26 protein-coding genes and 1 pseudogene are annotated in these 25,521 nt (G+C 60.7%); 14 read left to right on the forward strand and 13 right to left on the reverse strand.

The window, feature by feature from the left end; translation table 11 throughout:
• Positions 1-2 precede the first annotated feature (2 nt).
• The 3 genes from AC1MDC_RS02450 to AC1MDC_RS02460 all read left to right on the forward strand — a co-directional run bounded on the left by AC1MDC_RS02450 (position 3) and on the right by AC1MDC_RS02460 (position 2,242).
• The gene (locus AC1MDC_RS02450; RefSeq protein ID WP_480392435.1) at positions 3-1,109 is read left to right on the forward strand and encodes a DNA alkylation repair protein; all 1,107 of its coding nucleotides are present in this window, start codon (positions 3-5) and stop codon (positions 1,107-1,109) included.
• Between the two features lie 228 nt (positions 1,110-1,337).
• Positions 1,338-1,718, forward strand: a complete 381-nt coding sequence (locus tag AC1MDC_RS02455; protein ID WP_085698230.1) for a DUF6632 domain-containing protein — start codon at positions 1,338-1,340, stop codon at positions 1,716-1,718.
• Between the two features lie 167 nt (positions 1,719-1,885).
• Entirely contained in the window at positions 1,886-2,242 is a 357-nt protein-coding gene (locus AC1MDC_RS02460; protein ID WP_085698229.1) for a hypothetical protein, read from the forward strand.
• Positions 2,243-2,312: 70 nt separating this feature from the next.
• Here the strand turns inward: AC1MDC_RS02460 and AC1MDC_RS02465 are convergent, their stop codons facing one another.
• From AC1MDC_RS02465 to AC1MDC_RS02480, 4 genes and pseudogenes are all read right to left on the reverse strand, one after another.
• Positions 2,313-2,642 carry an antibiotic biosynthesis monooxygenase family protein gene (locus tag AC1MDC_RS02465; RefSeq protein ID WP_480392436.1) on the reverse strand — a complete coding sequence of 110 codons (330 nt, stop codon included), beginning with the start codon at positions 2,640-2,642 and terminating at the stop codon, positions 2,313-2,315.
• Positions 2,639-3,178, reverse strand: a pseudogene (locus tag AC1MDC_RS02470) (zinc-binding dehydrogenase); the annotation flags it as partial. The pseudogene AC1MDC_RS02470 and the gene AC1MDC_RS02465, both read right to left, overlap by 4 nt.
• A 23-nt stretch (positions 3,179-3,201) precedes the next feature.
• Entirely contained in the window at positions 3,202-4,086 is an 885-nt protein-coding gene (locus tag AC1MDC_RS02475) for a universal stress protein (protein WP_480392437.1), read from the reverse strand.
• Positions 4,083-5,030 (reverse strand): universal stress protein, encoded by a 948-nt coding sequence (locus AC1MDC_RS02480; RefSeq protein ID WP_480392438.1) that lies wholly within the window; start codon positions 5,028-5,030, stop codon positions 4,083-4,085. The genes AC1MDC_RS02475 and AC1MDC_RS02480 overlap by 4 nt, the downstream gene beginning before the upstream one ends.
• Positions 5,031-5,233: 203 nt before the next feature.
• Between AC1MDC_RS02480 and AC1MDC_RS02485 the strand changes: the two genes are divergently transcribed.
• Complete coding sequence (locus AC1MDC_RS02485) at positions 5,234-5,797, forward strand: N-acetyltransferase family protein (protein ID WP_480392439.1); 564 nt, start codon at positions 5,234-5,236, stop codon at positions 5,795-5,797.
• Positions 5,798-5,846: 49 nt separating this feature from the next.
• On the opposite strand, the gene AC1MDC_RS02490 is transcribed toward AC1MDC_RS02485, so the two are convergent.
• From AC1MDC_RS02490 to AC1MDC_RS02510, 5 genes are all read right to left on the reverse strand, one after another.
• Positions 5,847-6,764 carry a universal stress protein gene (locus AC1MDC_RS02490; protein WP_085698224.1) on the reverse strand — a complete coding sequence of 306 codons (918 nt, stop codon included), beginning with the start codon at positions 6,762-6,764 and terminating at the stop codon, positions 5,847-5,849.
• 88 nt (positions 6,765-6,852) lie between these two features.
• On the reverse strand, positions 6,853-8,103 hold the full coding sequence (locus tag AC1MDC_RS02495; protein ID WP_480392440.1) for an MgtC/SapB family protein: 1,251 nt from the start codon (positions 8,101-8,103) through the stop codon (positions 6,853-6,855).
• Complete coding sequence (locus AC1MDC_RS02500) at positions 8,100-8,312, reverse strand: hypothetical protein (protein ID WP_480392441.1); 213 nt, start codon at positions 8,310-8,312, stop codon at positions 8,100-8,102. Before AC1MDC_RS02500 ends, AC1MDC_RS02495 begins: the two co-directional genes overlap by 4 nt.
• A gap of 237 nt (positions 8,313-8,549) precedes the next feature.
• Complete coding sequence (locus tag AC1MDC_RS02505; RefSeq protein WP_480392486.1) at positions 8,550-9,938, reverse strand: MBL fold metallo-hydrolase RNA specificity domain-containing protein; 1,389 nt, start codon at positions 9,936-9,938, stop codon at positions 8,550-8,552.
• A 98-nt stretch (positions 9,939-10,036) separates the two neighbouring features.
• Positions 10,037-10,957 (reverse strand): universal stress protein, encoded by a 921-nt coding sequence (locus AC1MDC_RS02510; protein WP_480392487.1) that lies wholly within the window; start codon positions 10,955-10,957, stop codon positions 10,037-10,039.
• Between the two features lie 309 nt (positions 10,958-11,266).
• Between AC1MDC_RS02510 and fnr the strand changes: the two genes are divergently transcribed.
• Positions 11,267-12,010, forward strand: a complete 744-nt coding sequence (gene fnr, locus AC1MDC_RS02515; protein ID WP_085687692.1) for a fumarate/nitrate reduction transcriptional regulator Fnr — start codon at positions 11,267-11,269, stop codon at positions 12,008-12,010.
• Between the two features lie 31 nt (positions 12,011-12,041).
• Here fnr and AC1MDC_RS02520 read toward each other — a convergent pair whose 3' ends face one another.
• Complete coding sequence (locus AC1MDC_RS02520; RefSeq protein WP_085698221.1) at positions 12,042-13,115, reverse strand: NAD(P)-dependent alcohol dehydrogenase; 1,074 nt, start codon at positions 13,113-13,115, stop codon at positions 12,042-12,044.
• Positions 13,116-13,334: 219 nt separating this feature from the next.
• Between AC1MDC_RS02520 and AC1MDC_RS02525 the strand changes: the two genes are divergently transcribed.
• Positions 13,335-14,261 carry a universal stress protein gene (locus tag AC1MDC_RS02525; protein ID WP_085687688.1) on the forward strand — a complete coding sequence of 309 codons (927 nt, stop codon included), beginning with the start codon at positions 13,335-13,337 and terminating at the stop codon, positions 14,259-14,261.
• A 13-nt stretch (positions 14,262-14,274) separates the two neighbouring features.
• On the opposite strand, the gene AC1MDC_RS02530 is transcribed toward AC1MDC_RS02525, so the two are convergent.
• Positions 14,275-14,826 carry a cytochrome b gene (locus AC1MDC_RS02530; protein ID WP_480392442.1) on the reverse strand — a complete coding sequence of 184 codons (552 nt, stop codon included), beginning with the start codon at positions 14,824-14,826 and terminating at the stop codon, positions 14,275-14,277.
• A 207-nt stretch (positions 14,827-15,033) separates the two neighbouring features.
• On the opposite strand from AC1MDC_RS02530, the gene AC1MDC_RS02535 reads away from it, so the two are divergent.
• Genes AC1MDC_RS02535 through AC1MDC_RS02565 form a run of 7 tightly spaced genes read left to right on the forward strand, consistent with a single transcriptional unit; the run spans position 15,034 to position 21,328 of the window.
• The gene (locus AC1MDC_RS02535) at positions 15,034-15,711 is read left to right on the forward strand and encodes a thermostable hemolysin (protein WP_480392443.1); all 678 of its coding nucleotides are present in this window, start codon (positions 15,034-15,036) and stop codon (positions 15,709-15,711) included.
• The gene (locus AC1MDC_RS02540; RefSeq protein WP_227232866.1) at positions 15,701-17,182 is read left to right on the forward strand and encodes an AMP-binding protein; all 1,482 of its coding nucleotides are present in this window, start codon (positions 15,701-15,703) and stop codon (positions 17,180-17,182) included. The genes AC1MDC_RS02535 and AC1MDC_RS02540 overlap by 11 nt, the downstream gene beginning before the upstream one ends.
• A complete protein-coding gene (locus AC1MDC_RS02545) occupies positions 17,179-17,853 on the forward strand; it encodes an iron-containing redox enzyme family protein (protein WP_085698217.1) in 675 nt (224 codons plus the stop codon). The genes AC1MDC_RS02540 and AC1MDC_RS02545 overlap by 4 nt, the downstream gene beginning before the upstream one ends.
• A complete protein-coding gene (locus AC1MDC_RS02550) occupies positions 17,840-18,649 on the forward strand; it encodes an SDR family oxidoreductase (RefSeq protein WP_085703649.1) in 810 nt (269 codons plus the stop codon). Before AC1MDC_RS02545 ends, AC1MDC_RS02550 begins: the two co-directional genes overlap by 14 nt.
• Complete coding sequence (locus tag AC1MDC_RS02555) at positions 18,646-19,290, forward strand: tetratricopeptide repeat protein (protein ID WP_085698215.1); 645 nt, start codon at positions 18,646-18,648, stop codon at positions 19,288-19,290. The genes AC1MDC_RS02550 and AC1MDC_RS02555 overlap by 4 nt, the downstream gene beginning before the upstream one ends.
• A gap of 11 nt (positions 19,291-19,301) precedes the next feature.
• Positions 19,302-19,964 carry a response regulator gene (locus AC1MDC_RS02560; protein ID WP_085687674.1) on the forward strand — a complete coding sequence of 221 codons (663 nt, stop codon included), beginning with the start codon at positions 19,302-19,304 and terminating at the stop codon, positions 19,962-19,964.
• Positions 19,961-21,328 carry a sensor histidine kinase gene (locus AC1MDC_RS02565; RefSeq protein ID WP_480392444.1) on the forward strand — a complete coding sequence of 456 codons (1,368 nt, stop codon included), beginning with the start codon at positions 19,961-19,963 and terminating at the stop codon, positions 21,326-21,328. Before AC1MDC_RS02560 ends, AC1MDC_RS02565 begins: the two co-directional genes overlap by 4 nt.
• A gap of 21 nt (positions 21,329-21,349) precedes the next feature.
• On the opposite strand, the gene AC1MDC_RS02570 is transcribed toward AC1MDC_RS02565, so the two are convergent.
• The gene (locus AC1MDC_RS02570) at positions 21,350-22,612 is read right to left on the reverse strand and encodes an MFS transporter (RefSeq protein ID WP_480392445.1); all 1,263 of its coding nucleotides are present in this window, start codon (positions 22,610-22,612) and stop codon (positions 21,350-21,352) included.
• A gap of 98 nt (positions 22,613-22,710) precedes the next feature.
• Complete coding sequence (locus tag AC1MDC_RS02575) at positions 22,711-23,598, reverse strand: LysR family transcriptional regulator (RefSeq protein ID WP_480392446.1); 888 nt, start codon at positions 23,596-23,598, stop codon at positions 22,711-22,713.
• 133 nt (positions 23,599-23,731) lie between these two features.
• Here AC1MDC_RS02575 and AC1MDC_RS02580 point away from each other — a divergent pair, with 133 nt between their 5' ends.
• Entirely contained in the window at positions 23,732-25,411 is a 1,680-nt protein-coding gene (locus tag AC1MDC_RS02580; protein ID WP_480392447.1) for a GMC family oxidoreductase, read from the forward strand.
• Positions 25,412-25,521: the final 110 nt, after the last annotated feature.

Consider the following 25,521-nt stretch of genomic DNA (forward strand, 5'->3'; position numbering starts at 1 on the left):
CCATGAGCACCACCGAAACCGCCGCCCCGGCCCTGAAAGAAATCTTCAACGCCGAACGTCTGCAACACATCGCCACAGAAATGAGCGCCGTGTACCCGGCGTTCAAGGCCAAGGCATTTCTCAAGCATGCCAACGACGGCCTCGCCGACCTCTCTGTCATGCAGCGCATGGCCCGCGTCAGCGAAAGCCTGCACCACGTGCTGCCGCTGGATTACGCAGACTCCATCGCCGTCCTGCGCGAACTTGCCCCGCGACTGAACAGCGGCTTCGTCAGCATGTGCCTGCCGCACTATGTCGCGAGCTACGGCGCGCACGCGTTCGATACCTCGATGGAAGCCCTGAAGTACTTCACCACCTTCGGCTCCTCCGAATTCGCCATCCGCCATTTCCTGCGCAGCGACCTGGAACGTTCGCTGGAACTGATGCACGACTGGGCGCGAGATGAAAACCACCATGTCCGAAGACTGGCCAGCGAAGGCAGTCGTCCGCGCCTGCCTTGGTCGTTTCGGCTGGAACCGGTGCAGGCTGATCCCCTGTTGGCAGCCGGGATTCTTGACCGGTTGAAGGCCGATGAAAGTTTGTACGTGCGCAAGTCCGTGGCGAATCATTTGAATGACGTGACCAAAGAGCATCCTGATTGGGTGCTGGACACAGTTGAAGGATGGTCGCTGGATAACAAGCACACAGCCTGGATTGCCAAACATGCGTTGCGGAGTTTGATCAAACAGGGGGAATTGCGGGCGCTCGCGGTTATCGGTGCTGGGGCAAAGGCTGAGGTCGAGTTATTGGATGTGAAGGTGGAACCGGCGGTTGTGCGGCTTGGGGAGACGATTACTTTATCGTTTACCGTTCGATCGTTGGTGCCCGTTGAACAGCGGTTGGTGATTGATTATGCGATTGACTATGTGAAGGCCAATGGCGGGACGTCGGCCAAGGTTTTCAAGTTGAAAACGTTGGATTTGGCGGGGTTTGGAAGTGAGGTTGTGGCGCGGCGGCAGGTGATCAAGGATTTCACTACGAGGAAACACTATGCGGGGGAGCATGCAGTGCATGTGATGGTTAACGGGGAGCGGCTGGCAACTTCTGCCGTTGAAATAATCACTTCATAACGTCAATACCGGCCGGTTACCCAATCTGTGGTGTGGCTGGGGCGGCAACGGTGACCCAGAGGCCGACCTGGAAAACTCGACGGTGTGCGCGTTTTCAATCCGCAAGGCAAGGCGATAGGACACGTCAGCGGTAGACGACAGAAAAGGAAAACCTTATCCACCAGGCTCGTGAAGGCGTCATCACGCCACACGTGGTTGATTTAGAGCGGGCCCAAAGAGAATTTCTCCATGACCGTAATTGATCGCCTCAGGTTTTTGCGCGTTGTTCTGGTTCTGGCTGGCTTCGCGTGCCTTGCCCTCTATCCACTCATGGTGTTCTGGCCGTCTGGTTGGGCCTGGCACATCGGCCACTCAGACTACCCGCTGATGATCGTTGGCATCTACGCCACACTGGGCGTGTTCTTGATCCTGGCCGCACGTGATCCGTTAGCCAATCTGAGCCTGATCTGGTTCACCGTGTGGTCCAGCGTCGTGCACGGAGCAATCATGGCCGTCCAGGCGGCCACCCAGCCGGGGCAAATGGGACACTTGGCAGGTGATGTGCCGGCGCTCTTCATCGTGGCAATTGCCTTGGCAATCTTGACGCCCCGCTCGCAACCTGTCTCTTAGTTCGAGATAGGTCATGGAGCCTGGAGCCGGTCTGGAGATGCTTCGAAACAACAGACACCATTAAGAAACAACAGGAGACCTTTCCATTTCCGCTCTACTCTCACCGGCCTTGGTGCCACTGAGTGCCGAATGATAATGTTCAGCCTCAAAACCAGGGACGACACTTCGTGCACAAACAATGCCTTGCAGCAGCAATAACCTTCGCCATCAGTTTTTCCGCTCTTGCCTCCCCTGTGCCGCAGGAAGAGCTCGAAGAGTGCCAACGGATAGAAAATTCAGCCAAACAGGTCATGAAGAGCAGGCAGCAAGGCGTGCCCATGGCTTCGCTGTCGGAACTGGCCGAAGCGGCAGGCAAGCAAAGCGAGTATGTGGGTGAGCTGTTCAGGACGTTGATCCGCGAGGCGTACGCGATTCCTCAGTACTCAACCGAGAGCCAGCAGCAGAAATCGATCAGCGATTTCCAGAACAATTTCTACAAGGCTTGCATCGTGACGGCGGAAAAGAGAGCAGAGGCCAACGGCTGAATTCATCGAACAAAAAAAGGGAGCAGATTCAGGTAATGAATCTGCTCCCTTTTACTGAAGGACTCGTGATTCAGTTTCCGGGCCAAAGATCCCCATCACCTTCACGGGCATTAAAAGCCGCCCCCTCAATGTGATAAACCTGTGGCTCCTCCGAAAAATACCCCTCCAGCCCCAGCATAAAAATCCTGTGATTCTCCCCTGCCTCAAACTCTGTATGAGCCTCAAGCGATTCCCACCGCACGATCAAATTGAACCGCTCAGGCGCTTCAATCCCCTGCGCCAACATGTGCCCGCCGTACCCGTTCGCGCGGCGGAGTAAAGGTGCAATCTCGGTAAATGCACGTCTGAACGCTTCACGACGTTCTGCATGAACAGGCAGCAAGGCAATCTCATAAATCATGACGCATTCCCCACAGAACTCGACCGAAGCGCCGGCTCGACCGCAATCGCAATCTTCCCTTGAAGACCGTTATTGGGACTTTCCAACCGTGCATGGGCCAGCGCAATCTCCGCAAGCGAATACACCGCGCCAACATGGGGCCGAAGTTGACCGCGCTCCACCAGGGCACTCAATTCATCGAGCTTGCCGCGGTTCTGGCGGGTGAAAACGAAGTGATAACTCGCGTTCTTGCCCCAGGCCTGGACCAGGCTTTGTGGTTTGGCAATGTCGACGATCGAGACCACGCGGCCTAGTTGTGCGAGGGCGTCAGGGCTGCGCGACAGGGAGTCGCCGCCGATGGTGTCGAACACCACGTCCACTCCGAGGCCATCGGTTTCCCGCAGGATGGCGTCGACGTAGTCTTCTTTTTCGTAGTCGATGATCACATCGGCGCCCATGCGGCGGACGAACTCGGCGTTTGCTTCGCGCGCGGTGGTGAACACTTTGGCGCCCATCGCTTTGGCGAGCTGGATGGCGACGTGTCCGACGCCTCCCCCTGCCGACAGCTTGGCAAACCTCGTCAAACCACCAGAACGCAGCAAGGCACCTGATAAAGAATGTGCTCGGTGGTACTGCCCAACCACTTGCTCAGACCCCGCTTGCGAACCCTGCCCATCACGATGACATCGACATGCTGCTCGTCGGCGAACTCGCTCAGCACAGTGACTGGCCGGCCTTCAATGAAGTGGCGCTGACTGGAGGCCACACCGAAATGCCCGGCCAGTCGAAGAAACGATTTTTGCAGGTCCTCGCGCAGTGACCGGGTCAGCTCGGCCAGCGGCAATCCGCCCATGTCCGCCAGGTACCCGGCGGAAATATCGCAGGCATAGAGCAAGTGCAACTCGGCGTCGCACTGAATGGCCAGGGCATTGGCCTGCCGGATGATCTGCTCGTTCAACGAGTTGTCGGCGGACTCGATATCCGACACCTCGACCGCCGCCAGCACTTTGCGAGGCAATACATAGCCGCTTCCGCCCACCAGATAGACAGGTACCGGACAATCGCGCAGTAATTGCCAGTCCAGCGGCGTGTAAAACGCGCGTCTGAGGGCCGACGCCTGTTCGATTTCCTTGATCAGCAGATCGGGCTCATACGCTTTGACGTGATCAAGGATGCGCTGCTCCACATCAGCGGCCCATTCCACTTCGATGGTCACCTCGATCCGCCTGCCGCGCAGATTGACCGCCCGGGCCTCCAGCGTTTGCCGATGATCCTGAAGAAATGCCTCGCGCGCCTGTTGCCGGTTGCCTGTTTCCAGCAGCGACAAACCTTCGGGCGAAGGAATCAGCGCCAATAGGTGCAAACGCGCGCCGCTGGCCCTGGCCAGCGCTGCTGCATGATTGATCGCGCCGGACTCGCGCAGGAGCGGATTGATGATCAGCAGCAACCGCTGATACTGGCTCATGGCAACCTCTCGTCAGCTGAGTGACTGTCTACGCCGGCTCTGACGCCCGGCCCCACTGCCAGAATGCTACCGGGTACCGAATACAATGCCCGTTCGGTAGTGCTGCCGATCAATCGATCGATACCGGTCCGGTGTACGGTGCCCATCACGACCACATCCGCCACGTATTGCTCGACAAACTCGCTGATGACCGGCACCGGCAGCCCCATCACAAAATGGCGTCGCTCGGGTGGAATCTCGTAGCGTTCGGCCAGATTGATGAACGCCTGATGCAGGGACTGCCGCAGCTCCTCGACAAAATCCATTCCCCAGCCGGCACCGACCAACGGCGCATCGCCATTGAATGCCGGTGACAGGTCATAAGCGTAGAGCAGGTGCATGGGCGCGTCACATTGCGCGGCCAGCGCGTTGGCAGTCTGAATGATGGTGTCATTCAGACCGCTGATCTGGGTCTCTGGATCGAACGGATCCACGGCCGCGACGATGCGATGCGGCAGGCTGTAACGGACCTCGTTGACCAGATGCACGGGCACGGGGCACTCGCGCAGCAAATGGCAATCCAGCGGCGTGATGAAAACCCGTTTAAGCAGGGGTTCCATCGCCACGTCCTTGATCAACACATCAGGATTGAGGTCTGCGACAGCCCGCAAAATGTCCAGTTGCGGGTGCGTGGTGAACACCACCTCCACTGTCACCTCCAATCCCTGTCCTGAAAGTTGTTCAAGCTGATCGGCAACCCAGCGACGATGGTGACGCAGGTATCGCTGATAGCCGGCCTCGTCGATTTTGTCCTCCCACAGCCGGACAACCGGGGCCGGCTCAGTGAATACCCGAACATCCAGCGCCGCCCCGCTCGCCTTGGCCAGCGCCACCGCGCGCAGCATGGCGGGCGTCTGATGCAGGGTCCGGTCGGCGACCAGCAGCAAACGTTGATATTGCCCCATCACACACCTCCGCAAGACAACCACAGGCTTTGAGACTGAGCCTGACTGCCGGCGCGCAGTTGATTTACATCAACTCCGGACGATTCAACATCGCCGGTCTCTGACCCAGATCAGATTCCTGCTCTTCGAGCGGCGTAGAAAGAAAGCGACTGCGGGGCGCTGTGTCCCGTGCCCGTCTCCAAAACCGCAGGGAGGTTCTCCTCATGCTCACCGTCAAAGACCACAACGAACGAGCCGCCGTTGCCTATGCCTCGATCGCCGGCCAACACTGGATCGAAGCACTCAAGGACGGTCGTCATGTACTGATCCGGCCTCTTTCGGAAAAGGATCGGGAACGCGAATATGCGTTCATCAAACGCTTGTCTCCCGAGTCGCGACATATGCGCTTTCTGGCGCAGATCAACGAACCGTCGGGCACGATGCTGGACCAATTGATGGACACCGATAATCGCCTGCGCCTGGCTTATGTAGCGCTGGTGCACGACAACGGTCAATTGATCGAAATCGGCGTAAGCCGCTATGCCGCCACGGGTGAACACGAGTGCGAATGCGCCGTTACCGTTGCCGATGAATGGACGCATCTGGGGTTGGGGACATTATTGATGGAGCACTTGATCACGGCGGCGCGCAAGAATGGAATGCACCGAATGTACTCGGTCGATGCCGCCAGCAACGCCCAAATGCGGGACCTGGCCCGGACGTTGGGGTTTGAACGGAACAGCGATCCTGAAGATCCTCGCCAGGTCATTCACAGCCTGAATTTTTAGCCTCTGCGGCCGGCGATCGTCCAAACGGGCGATCGCCGGCGCTTCGGCGCTAAAGCCCCCTGCCCGGCTTGATCGCCAACACACTGCACGGTGCCCGGTGCAGGAGCTGTTCGGCGGTGGTGCCCAGCCGTTTGCTCATGCCTTTGTGCTGCACCGTACCCGCGACGATGACATCGACATTCTGCTCTTCGACGAATCGGCAAATGGCCGGCACCGGCACACCTTCGATGAAATGGCGACAGTCCGTCGACACGCCGTGACGCTCGGCCATCGCGGCAAACGCCTCATGCTGTGCCGTCCCCAATGCCTCGTAGATGCCGGTGGCCAGCGGTAACGCGCCGAAACCGTAGTCTTGCGCATACGCAGCGGTCCAATCGTAAACGTGCAATAACTGCAGCCGGGCATTGCACACCTCGGCCAGCTTCGATGCCGCGTCGATGATCTGGTCGTTGAACAGCAGATCCTGATCTTCGCTGCGCAGCACGTCGATGATCGCCAGAACATGACGGGGGCGTGGGTTCAAGGCATTGGTCACCAAGTGTGCCGGAATCGGGCAGTCGCGCAGCAGTTGCCAGTCCAGCGGGGTGAAGAACACCCGTTTCAGGGCCGACTCTTCATGGGCATCCTTGATGATCATCACCAGCGGCATTTCATTGATGAATTGCACAATCTCCGCGTACGGGTCCTGAACCCACACCACTTCGCTCGTGACGACGATCCCGTGTCCACGCATCCGGGTCGCCTGTTCTTCGAGCCAATGGCGATGCTTCTCCAGGTAGGCGTCACGGACCACTGCGACCTGGTCGGGGGCAAACAGTCCGGCCACGGCCAGCGCCTGTAAATAATCGAACGCCACGATATGCAGCGGTCTTTGCAGCGCCTGGGCCAATGCCAAGGCACGATCGAATGCCGGAGTGTGGTCCATGGCGGATGGAGCGATCAGCAGCAGGCGGGGTTCCTGTGACATGGTGCACCTCGACATTGAGCGATGGCAGGGAATTAAACTCACGCTGGCCCTTTTACCGACAACCACTTTGATTTTTGTCAGTGTCCGGTCAAATCGTCGCTTGATTCACCAGCAGACCGGCCCACATGGCAGCGGTCAGCAGAATCTGGCCGGGTATGACATACGCGGCAAAACGTCGTCCGCCACTGATCCAGGCCACCAGGCATTTGCTCAATGCGTTGCTGCTGACCGCCAGCAGCACGGGTGGCGCAATGGCGCTGTAAGCCAACAGACCACCCTTGGCGAGGGTGGCAATCGAAGCCGTGGAAGAATGCGCATCGGCGAATCCGCTGAGTACGGCGGTCAGCATCACGCCCGCCTCGCCAAAGTAGTCGAGCATCAACGAAGACAAGAACGTCACCCCGGCCATGGTCAACGTGACCGCCAGCGCGAGTTTGAGATTGAACGCCCCGCCGACCTTGATCGGCTGGTTCGCTGCGACCGCAGGTTTGGGGAACAGCAAACACATACTGAACAGCAGCGTAACGATGATTCCGGCCAGCAACGGTCCCCACAGGTGCGGCAACAGCGCGGTGTCGACCGCGCCGAGGATCAGCGCGACCTGCGCCGCCGTAGCCAGGTTCGACAGCAGGGCCGCCGAACTCAATACCTTCAGGTGCTCCGGGTCTTTGCGAGCGATGTGCCCCATCGCCGCGATCGTCATGGTGCTGGAGGCGAAACCGGAGGCGATGGCGCTGACCGCATAGCCGTAGCGCACCCCCAACGTGCGCACGGCGATATGCCCGATGGCGCCGACGGCCATCAGCAACACGGTCAATGTGCAAAGGGTGCGCAGGTTTAGCGCCGAGTAGGGGCCGATGAACCGGTCAGGCGTCAGCGGCAACACTACCAGCGCTGCGATCAGCAGCACCAGCCCATCGCGCATCTCCGCTTCGCTCAACTGGCTGCGGGCGAAGTGATGGAGTTTCTGCCGGTAAGCCAACAGCCCCGCCATGACCACGCCGACGGCGATTGCCAATTCCGGCGCTGTACCACACAGCGCGCCCAGTACCAGCACCGTAAGCAAGGCCACTTCGCTGGTTACCCCTGGATCACTGCTCAGGCTGCGCCAATAAGCCACGCTGATCAGCACCGCCAGACAGCCGCCCACAATGCCCACCAGCAGCGCGCCGCCCACTTGCATCGCGACGTAACCCAGCAACGCCGTGATCGCAAATGTGCGCAACCCGGCGCAGGCACGGCTGTCACCGCGCCCTTTGTGCCGCTCGCGCTCCAGACCGACCAGCATGCCGATCCCCAGCGCCGCGGCGGCTCCGGCCAGACCCAGTGCGTCGGTCATAGCGCGACGGGATCACGGGCGCGCGCGACCTTTGGTCGTGCAAACGGCGCTGTATCGACAATTGTTGGCCACACATGAGGCGCATCGATCCTTGCCTTGAGCTGATCGACAAAAGATTGCGCAGCGACCTTGCTGTCAAACCTGACCACGAACGCATCCATTCGCACGATCCATTGGTCGCCGCTTGGTCCACTGATTTCAATGTTCATCGATCACCTCCAATCGCCGAAGACAATCCGACATGCAGTCACCGTTACATCCCTCGAAGCAGTGTCGTGAGCTCGCCATGAGTGGCCGTCGCCGATGACCTTGAGCGCCTCGGCATCAGGCCAGCATCGCGGTCATCTGCCGGGGGTGGGCGCTGAACCAGACTGCGCCGGGCTACGCGACCGACCCTTGATAATGATCAACAATCCACGCCGCAAACGGTTGGGGGTATCCCTGCGTCAGCGCTGCCGATCCATATCGAAGTCAAATCGAGCCAGATCCACGCTGTCGCGATACTCCGGCACCGACACCGACCATCCCAGTTCCAGGCTGATACGGCGGCGCAGCGTGTCGGAAGCGTTTGGTTCACCGTGCACCACGAAGGTGTGTTTCGGCGGCCGCTTGAATCCACGCAACCACTGCATGATTTCATCGGCGTCGGCATGCGCCGACAGGGTTTGCATGGGCACCACCTCGGCGTTGATGGGTACGTCCCTGCCATGGATGCGTACGCTGGGAGCGCCCGCGACAATCTGCGCCCCACGGGTACCACCGGCCTGAAAGCCCGGCATCAACAATGTGTTGAGCGCGTTGGGAGCCAGCGCCTTGAGATGATGGACAACCCGCCCTCCCGTCGCCATGCCGCTGGCAGCAATGATCACCGCCGGCGTGCGCATTTGATCAAGCTCTCTCGAGTCCTGGACCGTCTGGACAAACTGCGCGACATGGCACATCCCGTCGCAGTCCTGCGCAGACAATTTGTGCTCGCTGCGAAATCGCTGATACAGGCCCGTGACGTCAGTGGCCATGGGGCTGTTCAGGTAGACAGGAAGATCCGGAATCGCTTTTGTGCGTTTCAATTGATACAGGTGATACATCAGCAATTGGGCACGTCCGACTGCGAACGATGGCACCAGCGTGATGCCTCGGCGCAACGCAGTGCGGTTAATGACCTCGGCCAACTGTTGATGGGGTGATTCGGCTGGATGCTTTCGGTCGCCGTACGTTGACTCCACCAGCAGAAAGTCTGCTTGCTCGACCGTTTCCGGGGCGAGCATCAAGGGATCATCCGGTCGGCCAAGATCCCCTGAAAACACCAGCGATTGTCCGTCGGCAACTACCGTGACCGTCGCTGCGCCCAGAATATGCCCGGCGCAGCGCAGTTCGATGGTCATGCCGGGGACAATTTGAAGCTTGTGGTGCAACTCCACCGGCCGCAACAGTTTCAACGCTCGTGCCGCGTCTTGTTCGGTGTAAAGCGGCAGCGCCGGATTGTGCTTGGAGAAACCATGCCGATTGGCGAACTCAGCCTCCTCTTCCTGCAATCGACCGCTGTCCAGCAGCAGGATTTTTACCAGTTCACAGGTCGCTGGCGTGGCGTAGACCGGGCCGCGATAACCATTGCGTACCAATACCGGCAGATAGCCGCTGTGATCGAGATGGGCATGGGTCAGCACAATCGCGTCAAGACCGCCGGGAGGGAGCGGCAACGGGTCGCGGTTGTGCAGTCGCAGTTGCTTGTAGCCCTGGAACAGGCCGCAATCGACCAGCACATGTTGCTCATGATGTTCGAGCAAATACTTGCTGCCCGTCACCGTGCCGGCAGCACCCAGAAATGTGATTCGCATGGCCGTTTCCTTGAACGCTCGGAGGAGCACTATTGAGCGCTCCTTTTGGCTCGGGAGCCGTTGATTTTTATCAACTGCTGACCTGACAACGCTCACTTTCAATCGGAGGGTTGCGGCGACTTGACGATCATCAGACTGCAAGGAGCCTGGTTCAACAGGCTCTCGACAGTACTGCCGATGAGCCGGTGTTTGCCGTCGGGATAGAGCATCCCCAGAACCACCATGTCAAAAGCGTGCTGCCGGGCAAACAGCCCGATGACCTTTCGCGGGATGCCGGTCAGCGAGTGTCTGCATGAACTCGGGATGCCATAGCGTTCGGCGAGTGCTTCGAAAGCTTCTTGCTGGGCGTCCTCGATTGAGTCTTTCAGACTGTCGTCCAGGCTGCCTGTCGGCACACTTGCGGTCCCCTCATCCATGACTGCCCAGCAACCGACATTGAGCAGGTGCAGCGCCGCGCCGCAATCGGCCGCCAGCCTGCAAGCAAGGTCAAGTAGCCGGTCGTTCAACCCCCGCGTCAGTGCTTCCAGATGCGACAGATCGACCGCCGCAAGGATCTTCATTGGTCTGGCATGCCCGGCGCGAGTCACCAGGTGCAGATGTGCCGGACATTCGCGCAGCAAGCGCCAGTCCAGCGAGCGATGGAAAGCCCGGTCGAGAGCCGGGACGCAATGGGTATCCTTGACGACCAGGTCCGGATGAAAGTCGTTCACGTACTCAAGCACGTGCGCCAGGTTCGATCTGGCCCAGACCACTTCAGTGGTCACGTTCAGGCCGATGCATCGTTTGAAGCGGGCCTGCTGCTCCAGCCAGTGCCGATGCACTTGCAGATACCCTTCCCGCGCCCGGGCCATTGCCTCGGGCGCAAACAGTCCGGCCGCTGCCAGCACCGGGACATAATCGAACGCGACGATGTGCAACAGCGCTCCGCCTGCACAAGCCAGCGCACAGGCGCGCTCAAACGCCGGGGTCAGGGTCATTTCACCAGGGGCTATCAATAGAATGCGTTTGAGTTTGAGCACCACGTGCCTCTCCCTGAAACGTTTACCTTGAAGATTGCAAACCTGATTTCCTGAAGAGCGACAGGGGCGTGAGTTTCTCTGCGTGTGACCACAATCAGGAAACGCTGCCGTTCAACTATCTGGCGGCACACGTCTGAATCACTGATTTTTATCAACTGAATGAGAGACGTCGCCACACTGATTCATGGCTGGTTTCTGATGCACGTGAATGTCTGACAGCCCGGATCCATTCGTCGTTTGACGACGTTTTTTCCGTGCCAATGGCGACCCGAGAACTATGCTGAACAGGCTGAAAGTGAGGGCTTTTCGGTGGCAGAAACTCGCTCTTGTCGCAATCAACAACTCAAAACGGCGTGCTCCAGTTGCAGCGTGCTGGAGTTGTGTCTGCCGCTCGGTTTGAGCGGTGGGGAAATCGAGCGCCTGGACACGCTGATCACCCAGCGACTGAAGGTCAAGAAAGGCGCTGCGCTTTACCGTGCCGGTGACCCTTTACGCTCGCTCTATGCCGTGCGGCTGGGGTCGTTCAAGACCAGCGTGCTGTCGATCGACGGTCGCGAGCAAGTCACCGGATTCCAGATTGCCGGTGAAATGCTCGGTCTGGACGCCATCAGTTCGGACCTGCACACCTGCGATGCGGTCGCGCTGGAAGACAGCGAAGTCTGCCCCATCCATTTCGGTCATCTGGAAAAACTGAGCCGGGAGCTGCCGTCACTGCAGCACAACCTGAACAAAATCCTCAGCCGGGAAATCGTTCGCGATCACGACATGCTGATGATGCTGGGCAACATGAATTCGGATGAACGCCTCGCGGCGTTCCTGTTGAACCTGTCGCAACGCTTGAACTCCCGGGGTTATTCGTCCCGCTGCTTTGTGTTGAAGATGCGTCGGGAGGAGATCGGCTCCTACCTGGGCCTGCGCCTGGAAACCGTCTGTCGCGGCATCGCCCACCTGCGCGACCTGGAGCTGGTGGAAATCACCGGCCGCGACGTCACCATTCAGAACATGGACGGGCTCAAGCAGTTGGTCGCCGGCTGCCATCGTCACCTGCCGTGAGTTGGCCGACGGGCTGGCCGCACCGTCACCTTCACGGTGTAATCGCCACTTTCATCACCCCGTCACGCTGGTGCGCAAACAAGTCATAGGCCGCTTCGATGTCATCCAGTTTGAATCGGTGAGTCACCAGCGGTGACAGGTCAACTCTGCCGCTCTGCACAACTGCCATCAAACGCCGCATACGTTCTTTTCCGCCGGGGCACAGGGTGGTAACGATGCTGTAATCGCCCAACCCTGCGGCAAAGGCGTCGAGCGGTATGTGCAGATTGCTCGAGTAAACGCCCAGGCTCGACAATCGACCGCCCGGACGCAGCACGCGCAACGCCGATTCAAAGGTGCCTTGCGTGCCCAGTGCCTCGATCGCGACATCGACGCCGCGCCCGTCGGTCAGGGCCATGATCTGCTCGACCACATCGCCCTCCCGGAAATTGACGACATGGGTTGCTCCCAGACGATGCGCCACCGTCATGCGCTCGGCCACGGCATCGACACCGATGATCGTGCTGGCGCCCTTGAGCCGGGCACCGGCCACCGCACACAGGCCGATGGGCCCCAGGGCAAACACCGCGACGGTGTCGCCGATACTCACCTCACCCCGTTCGGCACCGGAGAAACCGGTGGACATGATGTCCGGACACATGAGTACCTGCTCATCACTGAGGCCATCGGGAATCGGGCAAAGATTGGCCAAGGCATCGGGCACCAGTACGTACTCGGCCTGGCAGCCATCGATGGTATTGCCGAATTTCCACCCGCCGATGGCCCGGAAACCATGGCGAGTGTCCGGCCCGTCCTGAGAACCACAACCACACAGGCACGCATAACTTTGACCGCTGGGGGTGATGGCGCCGGCAATCACGCGCTGCCCTTCTGCGAATCCGCGCACCTGCGAACCCAGACGCTCAATGATGCCCACTGGCTCGTGACCGACCGTCAGCCCTTTCGCCACCGGGTACTCGCCCCGCAGGATATGTACATCCGTACCGCAAATGGTCGTGGTGGTTATTCGGACCAGAGCGTCCAGCGGGCCGACTTCGGGGATCGGTTTTTCATCCAGCACGATGCGATTGTTTTCGACAAAAATGGCGGCTTTCATGGTGGCCATGAGCATTCTCCTGAGCGATCCGACTCTTGGCCCAGCCTGCGCCGCTCTCCCTGAGCGGCACTTGATAATGATCAACAATCGACGACATCCACGACGATTGACCATCCGTCTGTCGTGTTCTGCCGGCCACCCATTGTTTGACAAAGATCAAACGCCCAACTCAGGCACGGCGCAGCCTGTGAGCATCGGTTCAAAGCGTCCTGCCAAAGGAGAGTCGTCATGTCAGAGCAATCGCGTTACATGCTGGTCGCCCCACCCCTGATGGAAAACAACCCGGCTTTCGAGCGTGCGGCGGCACTGGCCAAAGCGGCGGGCGCGGCCCTGCACATCGTGGCTTTCGATTACCTCGAAGGTCTGGCGACCGCCAGCATGGTCAACGAGCAAGCACTGGAGCAGATGCGGATCGGCTATATCGAGCGTCATCGTCAGTGGCTCGAAGAGCGGGCGCACTCGATGCGCAAGCTCGGGGTCACCGTCACCACGGAAGTGGTATGGGTGGAACGGCCGTTACAGGAAATCCTCATTCATCTCCGGGAACAGCCCATGGCGGCGCTGATCAAGGCGCTGGAGCCAGAATCGTTCCTTTCACGTTTGATGTTCACCCCGCTGGATATTCACTTGCTGCGCGAATGCCCGGTGCCGCTGCATTTCGTCAGCCATGTCGGGCATGCCCTGCCGCGCAAGATCCTGGCCGCCGTAGATCCGTTCCACCGTGACGGGCAATACGCCGGTTTCAACGACCGGATCCTGCGCGAGGCTGCCAGACTGGCCAGCCTGTGCAATGCCGAACTCGACGTGCTGTATGCCCATGATCTGTCTTCGATCAGCGCCAATGAATTCGGCTTCGACAATGCCTCGGCATTCTTCTCCTCCAGCGCCGCCAAATCGCTGTTCGATGCGCAGGCCGCTGCGTTTCGCGAACTCGCCGAGCGCAACGGCATTCCAGACGAGCGTCAGCACATGGTCATGGGTAACCCGGCCAAGGTGCTCTGCAGTTACGCAAGCGGATATGACATCGACATGATCGTCATGGGACGTGTCGGCCATCACGGCGTAGATCGGCTGGTCGGCAGTACGGTCGAACACCTGCTGTACAAGATTCCGTGCAGCGTTTGGGTCGTAGCGCCCGAACATCTGGCCGACTGAGCAGGCTTGCGCCTCAGGAGCGAGTGCGTCCTCCCAGCATGCGGTCAAGGGTGTCGTCACCCACCCAGTAGTGGTGGAACAGTCCGGCGGCCGCATGCAGACCGATCAACCAGTAACCGGCATTGCCGATCAGCTCATGCCAGTGCTTGAGTTGCTTGGCCAGGTCGGTATCCACCGCCAGCGGCGACGGCAGATGAAAGCCGAAATACGGGAAAGGTTTGTCACCGGTCGCCAGCATCAGCCAGGCCAACACCGGCGTGGCGATCATCAGCCCGTACAGGGCCAGGTGCATCAAGTGCGCGATTGCGGTCTGCCAGGCGGGAGGTTTCGGGGTGATTGGCGGACGTGGCGTCAGGCGCCCGAGCAGGCGTACCCACACCAGAACAAAGATGCTCGCGCCGAACACCCCGTGCAGGCCCATTAACAGGCCCGGCGCTTCGCTGCCTCGGGGCATGAACCCCTTGATTTCAACGCAGGCATATACGCCGACGAACAGCGCCAGCATCAGCCAGTGCAAGGTGATCGACAGTTTTCCATAACGGTTTGCGGGCATGTCGCGGGTCATAGGTGCCTCGTGATTGTTGTGAGCGACGGCCGATTCGTTCGGCCGTCTCGATCGGTTTTTGCCGGGCGAGCCGACGGCGTCACCCTGCCCTGACAGTCTTAAGACAATCTGAAGATCGGTCGTTCGTTAACTTTTTTTCACCTTCAGACTTCGTTAAGAAATGGCCCGGATACTCCACTCAAACCTATTGAGGGAGGCGTTCAGCCCATGCCCGATTCTGACTGGAACATTCCCTTGCCCCTGCGTTTTGGCCACAGCGAAACACCGCAGATGCAACTGTCTAGCGCCCAGCCGGGCGACGCTCACCGGACGGCGTTCGAAGCGTTCATTCAACAACGCTTTCGCAAGGCCCACGGCGCCGATATCCGCCATTTCATGCCTGAACTGTTTGGTGTGCACAACGACTCCGGCGACCTGTGCGCGGTGGCCGGGGTACGTCGTGCGCACCTTGAACCGTTGTTTCTTGAACGCTACCTGGACGAGCCGATCGAGCCGTTGATCAGCGCAGCCGCCGACCGTCCGGTGGAGCGCAGCGGGATTGTCGAAGTCGGCAACCTTGCCGCCAGCGACACTGGCAGCGCACGCCTGAGCATCATTGCCATCACTTACTTGCTGGCCATGGGCGGTCTGGAATGGGTGACCTTCACCGGCAATATCGGACTGGTCAACAGCTTCCATCGCCTGGGGCTGAAACCGGTGACCCTGTGCGCCGCCGACCCGGAACGCCTGGGCGATGACCGTCACCACTGGGGCAGTTACTACGAAAGCAAACCCTGGGTGCATGTCGGCAATATCCGCGCCGGCTTCATCCATCTGCGCAATATCGGCCTGTTCAGCCGGCTGGGATTGCCGACGTCTATCGAAGGAGCCTGCCATGTCGCTTGAACGGCAACGATTCCAGGAAACCCTGCGCAGCCATGCAGGGCGCAATGACAACGCTCTGGCATTGTGGGGCGACACGCTGAAAATCAGCTACACGACGCTCTACGCCGAAGTAATGTACCGCCAGCAACGCTTGCGCGATGAAAACGTGAAGGTTATTGCCCTGGCACTGGACAACGGCGTCGAAGCCATACTCTGGGATCTGGCGGCATTGTTTGAAGGACTGGCCTGCGTGACCCTGCCGCCGTTCTTCAGTCCGGCACAACGCGCCCATTGCCTGGAACAAAGCCAGGCCGAGCGGGTGATCGCCGAACCGGAGCTGGAACCTGAATTGCTCGCCGCCGGTTATGAAAAACGCGGTGAATTCTGGTGCCGCGCCTTTGAAGGGCCCGACCGCTTGCCCGCCGGCACCGCCAAACTGACGTTCACCTCCGGCACCACCGGCACACCGAAAGGCGTGTGCCTGAGCGCCGACAGTCTGCTGCGGGTCGCTCGGGAACTGGAAGAGGCAAGCAAAGCGACATCTCCCCAACATCACGTGGCGTTGCTGCCACTGGCGATCCTGCTGGAAAACCTCGGCTGTTACGCGGCGCTGTACGCCGGTGCGGCCCTGAGCGTGCCGAGCCAGAAAACCCTGGGCATCCAGGGCGCCAGCGGCGTCGACCTGCCGCGCTTGCTTGGATGTTTGGCCAGCCGGGCACCCGAGAGCCTGATTCTGGTGCCGCAATTGCTGTTGTTGCTGGTCAGCGCCGCCGAACAGAAAGCCTTCGATCCGCAATCGCTGCGTTTTGCCGCCGTCGGTGGCGCACGGGTTTCCGAAGACCTGCTCCACCGTGCGCAACGAGTCGGCCTGCCGGTCTACGAAGGTTATGGCCTGTCCGAGTGCGCTTCGGTGGTCTGTCTCAACCGGCCCGGTGCGCGGCGTCCGGGCAGTGTCGGGCAACCTCTGCCCCACGTCGACGTGCGCCTGGCCGAGGACGGAGAGGTGTTGATCAAAGGCTCGACCCTGCTCGGCTACCTTGGCGAACCGGCGTTCAGTGATGAGTGGTGGCCCAGCGGCGATCTGGGCGAGTTCGACCCGGAAGGTTTCCTCTACCTCAAGGGCCGCAAGAAGCATCAGTTCGTCACCAGCTTCGGACGCAACGTCAACCCGGAATGGGTCGAGTCCGAACTGACCCAGCGCCAGCACATTGCCCAGGCCTTTGTGTATGGCGAGGCCATGCCACACAACCATGCCCTGCTCTGGCCGCACCGTCCGGACTGCACCGATGCACAGTTGGCGGCTGCCGTCGCCGCTGCCAACGAGGCCTTGCCTGATTACGCCCAGGTGCATCACTGGACACGTCTGCAACAACCTTTTACCGCCGCCAACGGCCTGCTCACCGCCAACGGTCGTCCGCGCCGCGATGCCATCGTCGCGCAATACCGCACCGTGCTCACCGAATCCGTCCTTTGCGAGGAAAACGCACCATGAGTTTTTTCGACACCCTGCAAGAAGCCACACAGCAGGAACGCCACGAGCTGTTCAACCTGCCGATCATCCTTGATGCGCTGCAAGGCAAGGTCAGCCTTGAAAGCTATCGCGCGTTTCTCGCCCAGGCCTACTACCACGTTCGTCACACCGTACCGTTGATGATGGCCTGCGGCGCGCGCCTGCCGACGCATCTGGAATGGTTGCGCAAAGCCGTTTGCGAATACATCGAGGATGAATACGGCCATGAGCAATGGGTGCTCAACGACATCGAGGCCTGTGGCGGTGACCGGAACGCGGTGCGTGACGGCCAGCCGTCGCTGCCGATCGAGCTGATGGTCAGTTTTCTCTACGACCTGATCGCCCGAGGCAACCCGGTGGGTCTGTTCGGCATGGTCAATGTGCTTGAGGGCACCAGCATCGCCCTGGCCACCCATGCGGCGGGCAGCATCCGCGAGCGTCTGGCGCTGCCGGAAACAGCGTTCAGTTACCTCAGCTCCCATGGCTCGCTCGACATCGAGCACATGCAAACCTATCGGCACCTGATGAATCAGCTGCAAGACCCGGCCGACCAGGCGGCGGTGATCCATGCCTCGAAAGTCGTCTATCGGCTCTACACCGACATGTTCCGTGGCCTGCCCCGCGACGCGGAGGCTCAACATGCAGCTGCATGAAGCCCGCGTGGTGCTCACCGGTGCCAGTGGCGGCATCGGGCTGGCCATCACCCAAGCCCTGTGCAGCGCCGGAGCCAAGGTTCTGGCCGTGGCGCGTCACCAGGAATCATTGCGCCCGTTGCTCGAACGTTACCCGCAAAACCTGCGCTGGGTTGCCGCCGACCTGACGGTTCTCAGCGACCGCCGCAACGTGCTGGCCGCCGCCGAGGACATCGGCGGTATCAACCTGCTGATCAACGCGGCCGGGATCAACCACTTCGCCATGCTGGAACAGCTCGACGACAGCGACATCAACGCCATGCTGGCGGTGAACATCAGTGCGCCGATCTGCCTGACCAAACTGCTGCTGCCGCTGCTCAAACAGGCCGACAGTGCCATGGTGGTCAACGTCGGCTCGACCTACGGTTCGATCGGTTATCCCGGTTACGCCAGCTATTGCGCGTCCAAGTTTGCCTTGCGCGGATTTTCCGAAGCCTTGCGCCGGGAGTTGGCGGATACCCGGGTCGGTGTGTTGTACGTGGCGCCCCGCGCCACGCGCACCGCCATGAACAGCCCCGCCGCCCAAGCCTTGAACGACGCACTGAAATCCAGCGTCGACGACCCGCAAGCCGTCGCGAATGCCGTGATCCATGCGATCGCCGGTGATCGCCGTGACCTCTATCTGGGCTGGCCCGAACGCTTTTTCGTACGTCTCAACAGCCTGCTGCCCAATCTGGTGGATCGCGGCTTGCGCAAGCAATTGCCGTTGATCCGTCGCCTGAGTGAAAAACCCGAGAACGAGACGCCAAAACCATGAAAAAACTTCTCGCCTGTGTGTTGTTGGGCGCCCTCAGTCAAAGTGTCTGGGCACTGGACGCCGCCGATCAGCAACGCCTCAACGGCATCCAGCAGAGCTGGGCGCACATCCAATACGAAACACCGGAAAAACAACGGGCCGCCGCGTTTGAACAATTGGCGGTCCAGGCAACGCATTTCGCCACCGAACGTCCGGCCGTCGCCGAGGCCTGGATCTGGAAAGGCATCGTCACCAGCAGTTGGGCCGGTGCCGAGGGCGGACTGGGGGCTTTGGGTAAAGCGAAGGACGCCAAGGCTGATCTGGAAAAATCCCTGACCCTCGACCCCAAAGCGCTGCAAGGTTCGGCCTACACCAGCCTCGCCGCGCTGTACGACCGGGTACCGGGCTGGCCGATCGGGTTCGGCGACAGCGACAAGGCCGAACAACTGCTCAAACAGGCCCTGCAACTCAACCCCGAGGGGATCGACAGTCTGTACTTCTGGGGCGATCACCTTTACCGTCAAAAACGCTACGCTGAAGCCAAGGCAGCACTGCTCAAGGCCCAGCAGGCCGCTCCGCGCCCGGGCCGGGAAAGTGCAGACGCCGGGCGCCGCAAAGAGATCGCCGCGTTGCTGGTGGACATAAACAAGAAACTCGACTGACAGGAGTCCGTGTGCGTTTATTACTGATCGAGGATGACGTGGCTCTCGGCGAGGGCATTCATCAGGCGCTGGGGCGCGAGGGCTACACCGTCGACTGGCTCAAGGACGGCAGCAGCGCCCTGCACGCCCTGCTCAGTGAAACCTTTGATCTGGCGGTGCTCGATCTCGGCCTGCCGCGCATGGACGGGCTCGAAGTCCTGCGTCGTCTGCGCGCCAGCGGTTCGAACCTGCCGGTGTTGATCCTCACCGCCCGCGATGCCACCGAAGACCGCATCGCGGGGCTGGACGCCGGCGCCGACGATTACCTGATCAAACCCTTCGACCTGGCCGAACTCAAGGCCCGTCTGCGCGCGCTGCTGCGACGCAGCGCCGGACGCGCGCAGATGCTGATCGAACACGCCGGCATCAGCCTCAACCCCGGCACCCAGCAAGTCAGTTATCTGGGCCAGCCGGTGGTGCTCACGCCCAAGGAGTATCAACTGCTGCACGAACTGCTGTCGCCGCCGGGCCGGGTCATGACCCGCGATCACCTGACACAACTGCTCTACGGCTGGAACGAAGAAGCCGAAAGCAACACCCTTGAAGTGCACATTCATCACCTGCGCAAGAAATTCTCCACCGACCTGATTCGCACCATCCGCGGTGTGGGTTATCTGGTGGAGGAGCGTCGATGACCTCGATCCGGCGCCGCACCCTGACCCTGATCATCGGCCTGATGCTCGCCGGTCTGACCGTCCTCAGCCTGTTCAACCTGCACGACAGCAACCACGAGATCGCCGAGGTCTACGACGCTCAGCTGGCGCAGAACGCACGCCTGCTCCAAGGTGTGATGCGCATGCCGTTGCCGGGGCAGGAACACACGGATCTTTATCGGGCGTTCAACTCGGCATTGGCCGAAGCAGTGCCCAAGGGTGACGGCCATCCCTACGAAAGAAAACTCGCCTTTCAGGTCTGGAATGCCAGGGGTGAGGTCCTGGTGCATACCGCCAGCGCGCCCTCGTTCAGCACGCCGCCGATGCAGCCTGGCTTCAGCGATGTGGTGGATTTGAACAAGCGCCACTGGCGGGCGTTTGTTCTGCAAGACAATCAGAACGGTTTGCGCATCTGGGTAGGTGAGCGCGGTGACGTGCGGGCCGATCTGGTTGACCGGATCGTTCGTCATACCCTGTGGCCGAACGTGATCGGCAGCCTGATCCTCGCGGCGATGATCTGGCTGGCCATCGGCTGGGGTCTCAAGCCATTGGCGAACATGGCGGCGACCCTGCGCGCCCGGCACAGCGGCTCCCTCGACCCCCTGCAATTGACACCCCTGCCGAGCGAGCTGGAACCGATGCAGGCCGCGCTCAACCGCATGCTCGCGCAGATTCAGGAAGTGCTGGGGCGTGAACGCCGGTTCATCGCCGACGCCGCCCACGAAATGCGCACGCCGCTGGCGGTGCTGCGGGTGCATGCACAGAACCTGCTGGAGGCCGGTACCGAGCAGGAACGCCGCGAATCACTCGAATTTCTGATCGCCGGGGTGGATCGCACCAGCCGACTGGTCAATCAGTTGCTGACCATGGCCCGTCTCGAGCCCAAGGCCGGCGCCCCTGTCAAACAACGCATCGACCTTGGCGATACCGTGCGCAACAGTCTGGTGCAGCTCACGCCGTGGCTGCTGAGCAAGCATCTGGAACTGGCTTTTGATGTCAGCGACCAACCTTTTCCCGCACATGCCGATGCCGCCACCATCGACATTGCCCTGAACAACCTCATCACCAACGCCGCCAACTTTTCGCCGGAGCAAGGCGTGATCAGCGTGCAATTGACCCGCGCGGACGGCTTCTACCATTTGAGCGTTGAAGATCAGGGGCCTGGAATCGATGAAGCGGACCGGTCGCGACTGTTCGAACGATTCTACAGTCGGGGCAACCCCCAGGGTGCGGGGCTGGGACTGACCATCGTCCATACCATCGCGACCCGTCTGGGTGGGCGGATCACACTGGAAAACCGGGTCGAGGGCGGCCTGCGGGCGACGTTGTCGATTCCCGCCGGTTGATCAGGCCTCGCGGCCGTTGAATCATGGCGCTGTCATCGCCGGCGCCTTGCTTTGCAGTGCCATTGAGTCGGCATTGGAGCGCGACATCGTTTCCGGCACCGCCACCCAAAGCAGCCCCAGCGCCGCCATCGCGACCCCCGCCAACGTCAGGAACGCAGCGCTGTATCCCGCCTCCTGAACCACAATCCCCGCCAGGCTGTTACTCAACGCCGCGCCCAGACCAAACACCGTCGAAATCGCCCCCAAGCTGACATTGAAATGCCCGGTGCCCAGCGTCAGGTCTTTCACCACCACCGGAAACAGCGCCCCGAAAATCCCGGCGCCAATGCCATCGAGCAACTGCACCGAAACCAGCCACCATGGATCGTTCGACAGCACATACAACACGCCACGCAGCGGCAGGATAAGGAAGCCCGCCAGCAGCAACGGCTTGCGTCCCCACAGATCGGCTTTCGCCCCCACCAGCAGCGCGATCGGTACCATCACCAGTTGCGCCGCGACGATGCAGGCGGACGTGAGCGGCGTGGCCAGTTGCAGGTTGGCCTGCGCCAGTTTCTGACTCACCAGCGGCAGCATCGCCGCGTTCGCCAGATGAAACAGCGCACAGCAAATCGCGAACATCAACAACGGTCGGTTGGTGAGCAGTACGGAAAACCCCGAAGGCTGCTTGGCCTGCCCCGTTTCGCTTGGCGAAAGACCCCGGGCGAGGTCGTGATCAATGGCGTCTGCCGAAACGAACGAAACGGCAATCACACTGGCCAGCGCCATGACCGCCATCAGATAAAACACCGCGACCGGACCGAACAGGTAAGCGGACAAACCGGCCAACAACGCGGCGCAGGCGTTGCCGGCATGGTTGAAGGTTTCGTTGCGCCCGGTCCTTCGCGTAAACGCTCGAGGCCCCGTGATCCCGAGGGTGATCGCACAAATCGCCGGCGCGAAGATCGAAGCGGCAGCGGCGCTGATCGCCTGCGTCAGCGCCACCAGACTGAACGACGTCACGAACGGCAGCAGCAGACAGCTACCGGTGACCACCAGCGCGGCAATCGCGATCAGCGCCCGTTTGAAGCGTGTGCTGTCGACCAGCGCGCCTGCCGGGGTCTGGGTGATGAGCGCGGCGATCCCGGCAATGGTCATGACCAGACCAATGCTTGCCGGCTCCCAGTGGTGGACCGCCAGCAGGTAAATCGCCAGATAGGGACCGAGGCCGTCACGCACATCGGCGAGGAAAAAATTCAGGCTGTCGAGGGACAGGTTATTACGGCGATCGAGATGAGTGGCCACGGGTGACGTCTTCGTTGTCGAGGTTCTGCGAAATGACTCAACCTCCGCAAACCGAATGACCTTTTGCCAAGCGTTTTAGTTGCATGAAACAGCGGTCGTTACTGCCCCATCAACAACTCGCGCTCGCCTTCGCACAACTCCACCACATAATCCCAAACCACCCGCAACCGCACTGACTTGTGCAACTCGCGCCGGGTACTGATCCAGTAACTGCGCTCGATGCTCTCATCCGGCAACAACGCCACCAGATCCGGATCCGACGCGGCCATGTAGCAAGGAAGCACCGCAATTCCCAATCCCGAGCGTGCCGCCTGCTGCTGGGCAATCACGCTGGTGCTGTGAAACACCACCCGTGGATTGCGGCAGAAACTGTTGAGGAACATCAGCTCCTGACTGAACAGCAGATCATCGACATAGCCGATCCACGCGTGCCGTCCAAGATCCTCTCGACTGCGCAGCGGCGGCGCGTTGTCGAGATAGGCGCGGCTGGCATAGAGCGCGAGTCGGTAATCGGTGAGTTTGCGGGTGACCAGCATATCTGCCGCCGGCCGTTCCAGGTGAATGCTGATTTCCGCCTCGCGGTTGAGGATGCTGACGAAGCGCGGCACCGCCACCAGTTCCACTTCCAGCCCCGGATAGCGATCGAACAACCCGGTCATGCGACTGGCCAGAAACACAATGCCCAAGCCTTCGGTTACACCGACGCGGATCTTGCCCAGCGGCGCCGTGGACTGGGTGATCTCCTCCTGGGCCAGCAGCGCGACGTTTTCCATGGCTTCGGCATGTTTGAGCAGCGCCTCCCCCGCCGGGGTCATTTCGTAGCCTTGGGCATGCTGGACGAACAGCGCGGTGCCGAGGCTTTTTTCGATGGCCTCGATATGCCGGGCGACGGTGGCGTGCGTGGTGTTCAGGCGGCGGGCGGCAGTCAGCAAACGGCCGCTGCGCTGCAACTCGAGAAAGAACCGCAGGTCGTTCCAGTCGAACATGGCTTGTCCTTGTCGGCTATCGTCAGGGAGCGCTGTTTGAAAACGCACAGCGGCTGCGCAAAAACTAACATTCTTTTGACGAAAGCTAACAACTAGGATGACCGACAACAAAAACAAAAAGCGAGGTCAGGGAATGCAGACTTCCCTCGATGAATTCGATTACATCGTGGTCGGCGCCGGGCCTGCCGGGTGTTTGCTGGCCAATCGTCTGTCGGCGGATCCGCAGCAGCGCGTGCTGTTGCTGGAGGCTGGCGGGCGCGACAACTATCCGTGGATTCACATCCCCGTGGGTTACCTGTTCTGCATCGGCAACCCGCGCACCGACTGGTGCTTCAAGACCGAAGAACAACCGGGCCTCAACGGCCGTGCGCTGAGTTATCCGCGCGGCAAGGTGCTGGGCGGATGTTCGTCGATCAACGGCATGATCTACATGCGTGGCCAGGCCAACGACTACGACGGGTGGGCTGCCGAGGGCAATCCGGGCTGGGCCTGGAATGACGTGCTGCCGCTGTTCAAGCAGAGCGAAAACCACTTCGCCGGCGCGGCGGACTTTCATGGTGCCCAGGGTGAATGGCGAGTCGAACGCCAGCGCCTGTCGTGGCCGATTCTCGACGCCTTTCGCAGCGCTGCCGAGCAAAGCGGCATCGCCAGCATCGATGACTTCAACCAGGGCGACAACGAGGGTTGCGGCTACTTTCAGGTCAACCAGAAGGCCGGGGTGCGCTGGAATGCGGCGAAGGCGTTTCTGAAGCCGATTCGCGATCGAGCCAATCTCACGGTGCTGACCGAAGTCGAAGTGGATCGCGTTCTGTTCGAAGACGGCCGCGCCTCGAAAGTCAGTGCTCGCTGGCAGGGTCAACAAAAGAGCTTCAAGGCGCGCAAGGAGATTGTGTTGTGCGCCGGTTCCGTGGGCTCGCCGAGCATTCTGCAACGCTCCGGGATCGGGCCGCGTCCGCTGCTGGAAAAGCTCGGCATCGGCGTCGTACATGAACTGCCGGGCGTCGGCGGCAATCTGCAGGATCACCTGCAACTGCGGCTGATCTACAAACTGGAAAACGCTCGCACCCTCAACCAGATAGCTGGCAGCGTGTGGGGCAAGATGGGCATGGGCCTGCGCTATCTGTATGACCGCAGCGGGCCGTTGTCGATGGCGCCGAGTCAACTGGGCGCGTTTGCCCGATCCGGGCCGGAACAGGCCTCGGCCAACCTCGAATATCACGTGCAGCCGCTGTCGCTGGAACGCTTTGGCGAGCCGCTGCACAGCTTTCCCGCGTTCACCGCGTCCGTGTGTGATTTGCGCCCGCAGAGCCGGGGCCGGGTCGAGATCCGCTCCGCCGATCCGCAAACCGCGCCGCTGATCCAGCCCAATTACCTCAGCCATCCCGAAGACCTGCGCGTGGCCGCCGACGCGATTCGCCTGACCCGGCGCATCGTCAGCGCCCCGGCCCTGCAAGCCTTCAACCCGGTGGAATACCTGCCCGGTGCCAACCTGCAAACCGAAGAGCAACTGCACGAAGCCGCTGCGAAGATCGGCACGACGATTTTCCATCCGGTCGGCACTTGCCGCATGGGCAACGACGCGGACGCGGTGGTCGATGCGCAGTTGCGCGTGCATGGCATTCCAGGGCTGCGAATTGCCGATGCGTCGATCATGCCGCGCATTACCTCGGGCAACACCTGTTCGCCTACGCTGATGATTGCTGAAAAAGCGGCACAGCTGATTCTCAACGCTTCACAAGCAACACCTGTGGGAGCGGCGGTGCGACGATTCGACTTGCCCGCGAAAGCGGCGGATCATTCAGCAGTGAGTTGAATGGCACACCGCCCTCGGGAGCAAGCTCCCTTCCACAAATGACCCGCATCAGATTCACGGACATCGCGCATCACCCGGACACGCAACACCAGTGGAAACAACAAAAACAA

The organism is Pseudomonas sp. 1 (assembly GCF_056626735.1).

Coding starts and splice junctions, on each gene's coding strand:
- AC1MDC_RS02565 (WP_480392444.1), top strand. CDS start 19,961: ATGACCTCGATCCGGCGCCGCACCCTGACCCTGATCATCGGCCTGATG.
- AC1MDC_RS02535 (WP_480392443.1), top strand. CDS start 15,034: ATGCCCGATTCTGACTGGAACATTCCCTTGCCCCTGCGTTTTGGCCAC.
- AC1MDC_RS02500 (WP_480392441.1), bottom strand. CDS start 8,312: ATGAACATTGAAATCAGTGGACCAAGCGGCGACCAATGGATCGTGCGA.
- AC1MDC_RS02555 (WP_085698215.1), top strand. CDS start 18,646: ATGAAAAAACTTCTCGCCTGTGTGTTGTTGGGCGCCCTCAGTCAAAGT.
- AC1MDC_RS02520 (WP_085698221.1), bottom strand. CDS start 13,115: ATGGCCACCATGAAAGCCGCCATTTTTGTCGAAAACAATCGCATCGTG.
- AC1MDC_RS02485 (WP_480392439.1), top strand. CDS start 5,234: ATGCTCACCGTCAAAGACCACAACGAACGAGCCGCCGTTGCCTATGCC.
- AC1MDC_RS02450 (WP_480392435.1), top strand. CDS start 3: ATGAGCACCACCGAAACCGCCGCCCCGGCCCTGAAAGAAATCTTCAAC.
- AC1MDC_RS02505 (WP_480392486.1), bottom strand. CDS start 9,938: ATGCGAATCACATTTCTGGGTGCTGCCGGCACGGTGACGGGCAGCAAG.
- AC1MDC_RS02490 (WP_085698224.1), bottom strand. CDS start 6,764: ATGTCACAGGAACCCCGCCTGCTGCTGATCGCTCCATCCGCCATGGAC.
- AC1MDC_RS02545 (WP_085698217.1), top strand. CDS start 17,179: ATGAGTTTTTTCGACACCCTGCAAGAAGCCACACAGCAGGAACGCCAC.
- AC1MDC_RS02525 (WP_085687688.1), top strand. CDS start 13,335: ATGTCAGAGCAATCGCGTTACATGCTGGTCGCCCCACCCCTGATGGAA.
- AC1MDC_RS02495 (WP_480392440.1), bottom strand. CDS start 8,103: ATGACCGACGCACTGGGTCTGGCCGGAGCCGCCGCGGCGCTGGGGATC.
- AC1MDC_RS02455 (WP_085698230.1), top strand. CDS start 1,338: ATGACCGTAATTGATCGCCTCAGGTTTTTGCGCGTTGTTCTGGTTCTG.
- AC1MDC_RS02575 (WP_480392446.1), bottom strand. CDS start 23,598: ATGTTCGACTGGAACGACCTGCGGTTCTTTCTCGAGTTGCAGCGCAGC.
- AC1MDC_RS02465 (WP_480392436.1), bottom strand. CDS start 2,642: ATGATTTATGAGATTGCCTTGCTGCCTGTTCATGCAGAACGTCGTGAA.
- AC1MDC_RS02550 (WP_085703649.1), top strand. CDS start 17,840: ATGCAGCTGCATGAAGCCCGCGTGGTGCTCACCGGTGCCAGTGGCGGC.
- AC1MDC_RS02540 (WP_227232866.1), top strand. CDS start 15,701: ATGTCGCTTGAACGGCAACGATTCCAGGAAACCCTGCGCAGCCATGCA.
- AC1MDC_RS02530 (WP_480392442.1), bottom strand. CDS start 14,826: ATGACCCGCGACATGCCCGCAAACCGTTATGGAAAACTGTCGATCACC.
- AC1MDC_RS02475 (WP_480392437.1), bottom strand. CDS start 4,086: ATGAGCCAGTATCAGCGGTTGCTGCTGATCATCAATCCGCTCCTGCGC.
- AC1MDC_RS02480 (WP_480392438.1), bottom strand. CDS start 5,030: ATGGGGCAATATCAACGTTTGCTGCTGGTCGCCGACCGGACCCTGCAT.
- AC1MDC_RS02580 (WP_480392447.1), top strand. CDS start 23,732: ATGCAGACTTCCCTCGATGAATTCGATTACATCGTGGTCGGCGCCGGG.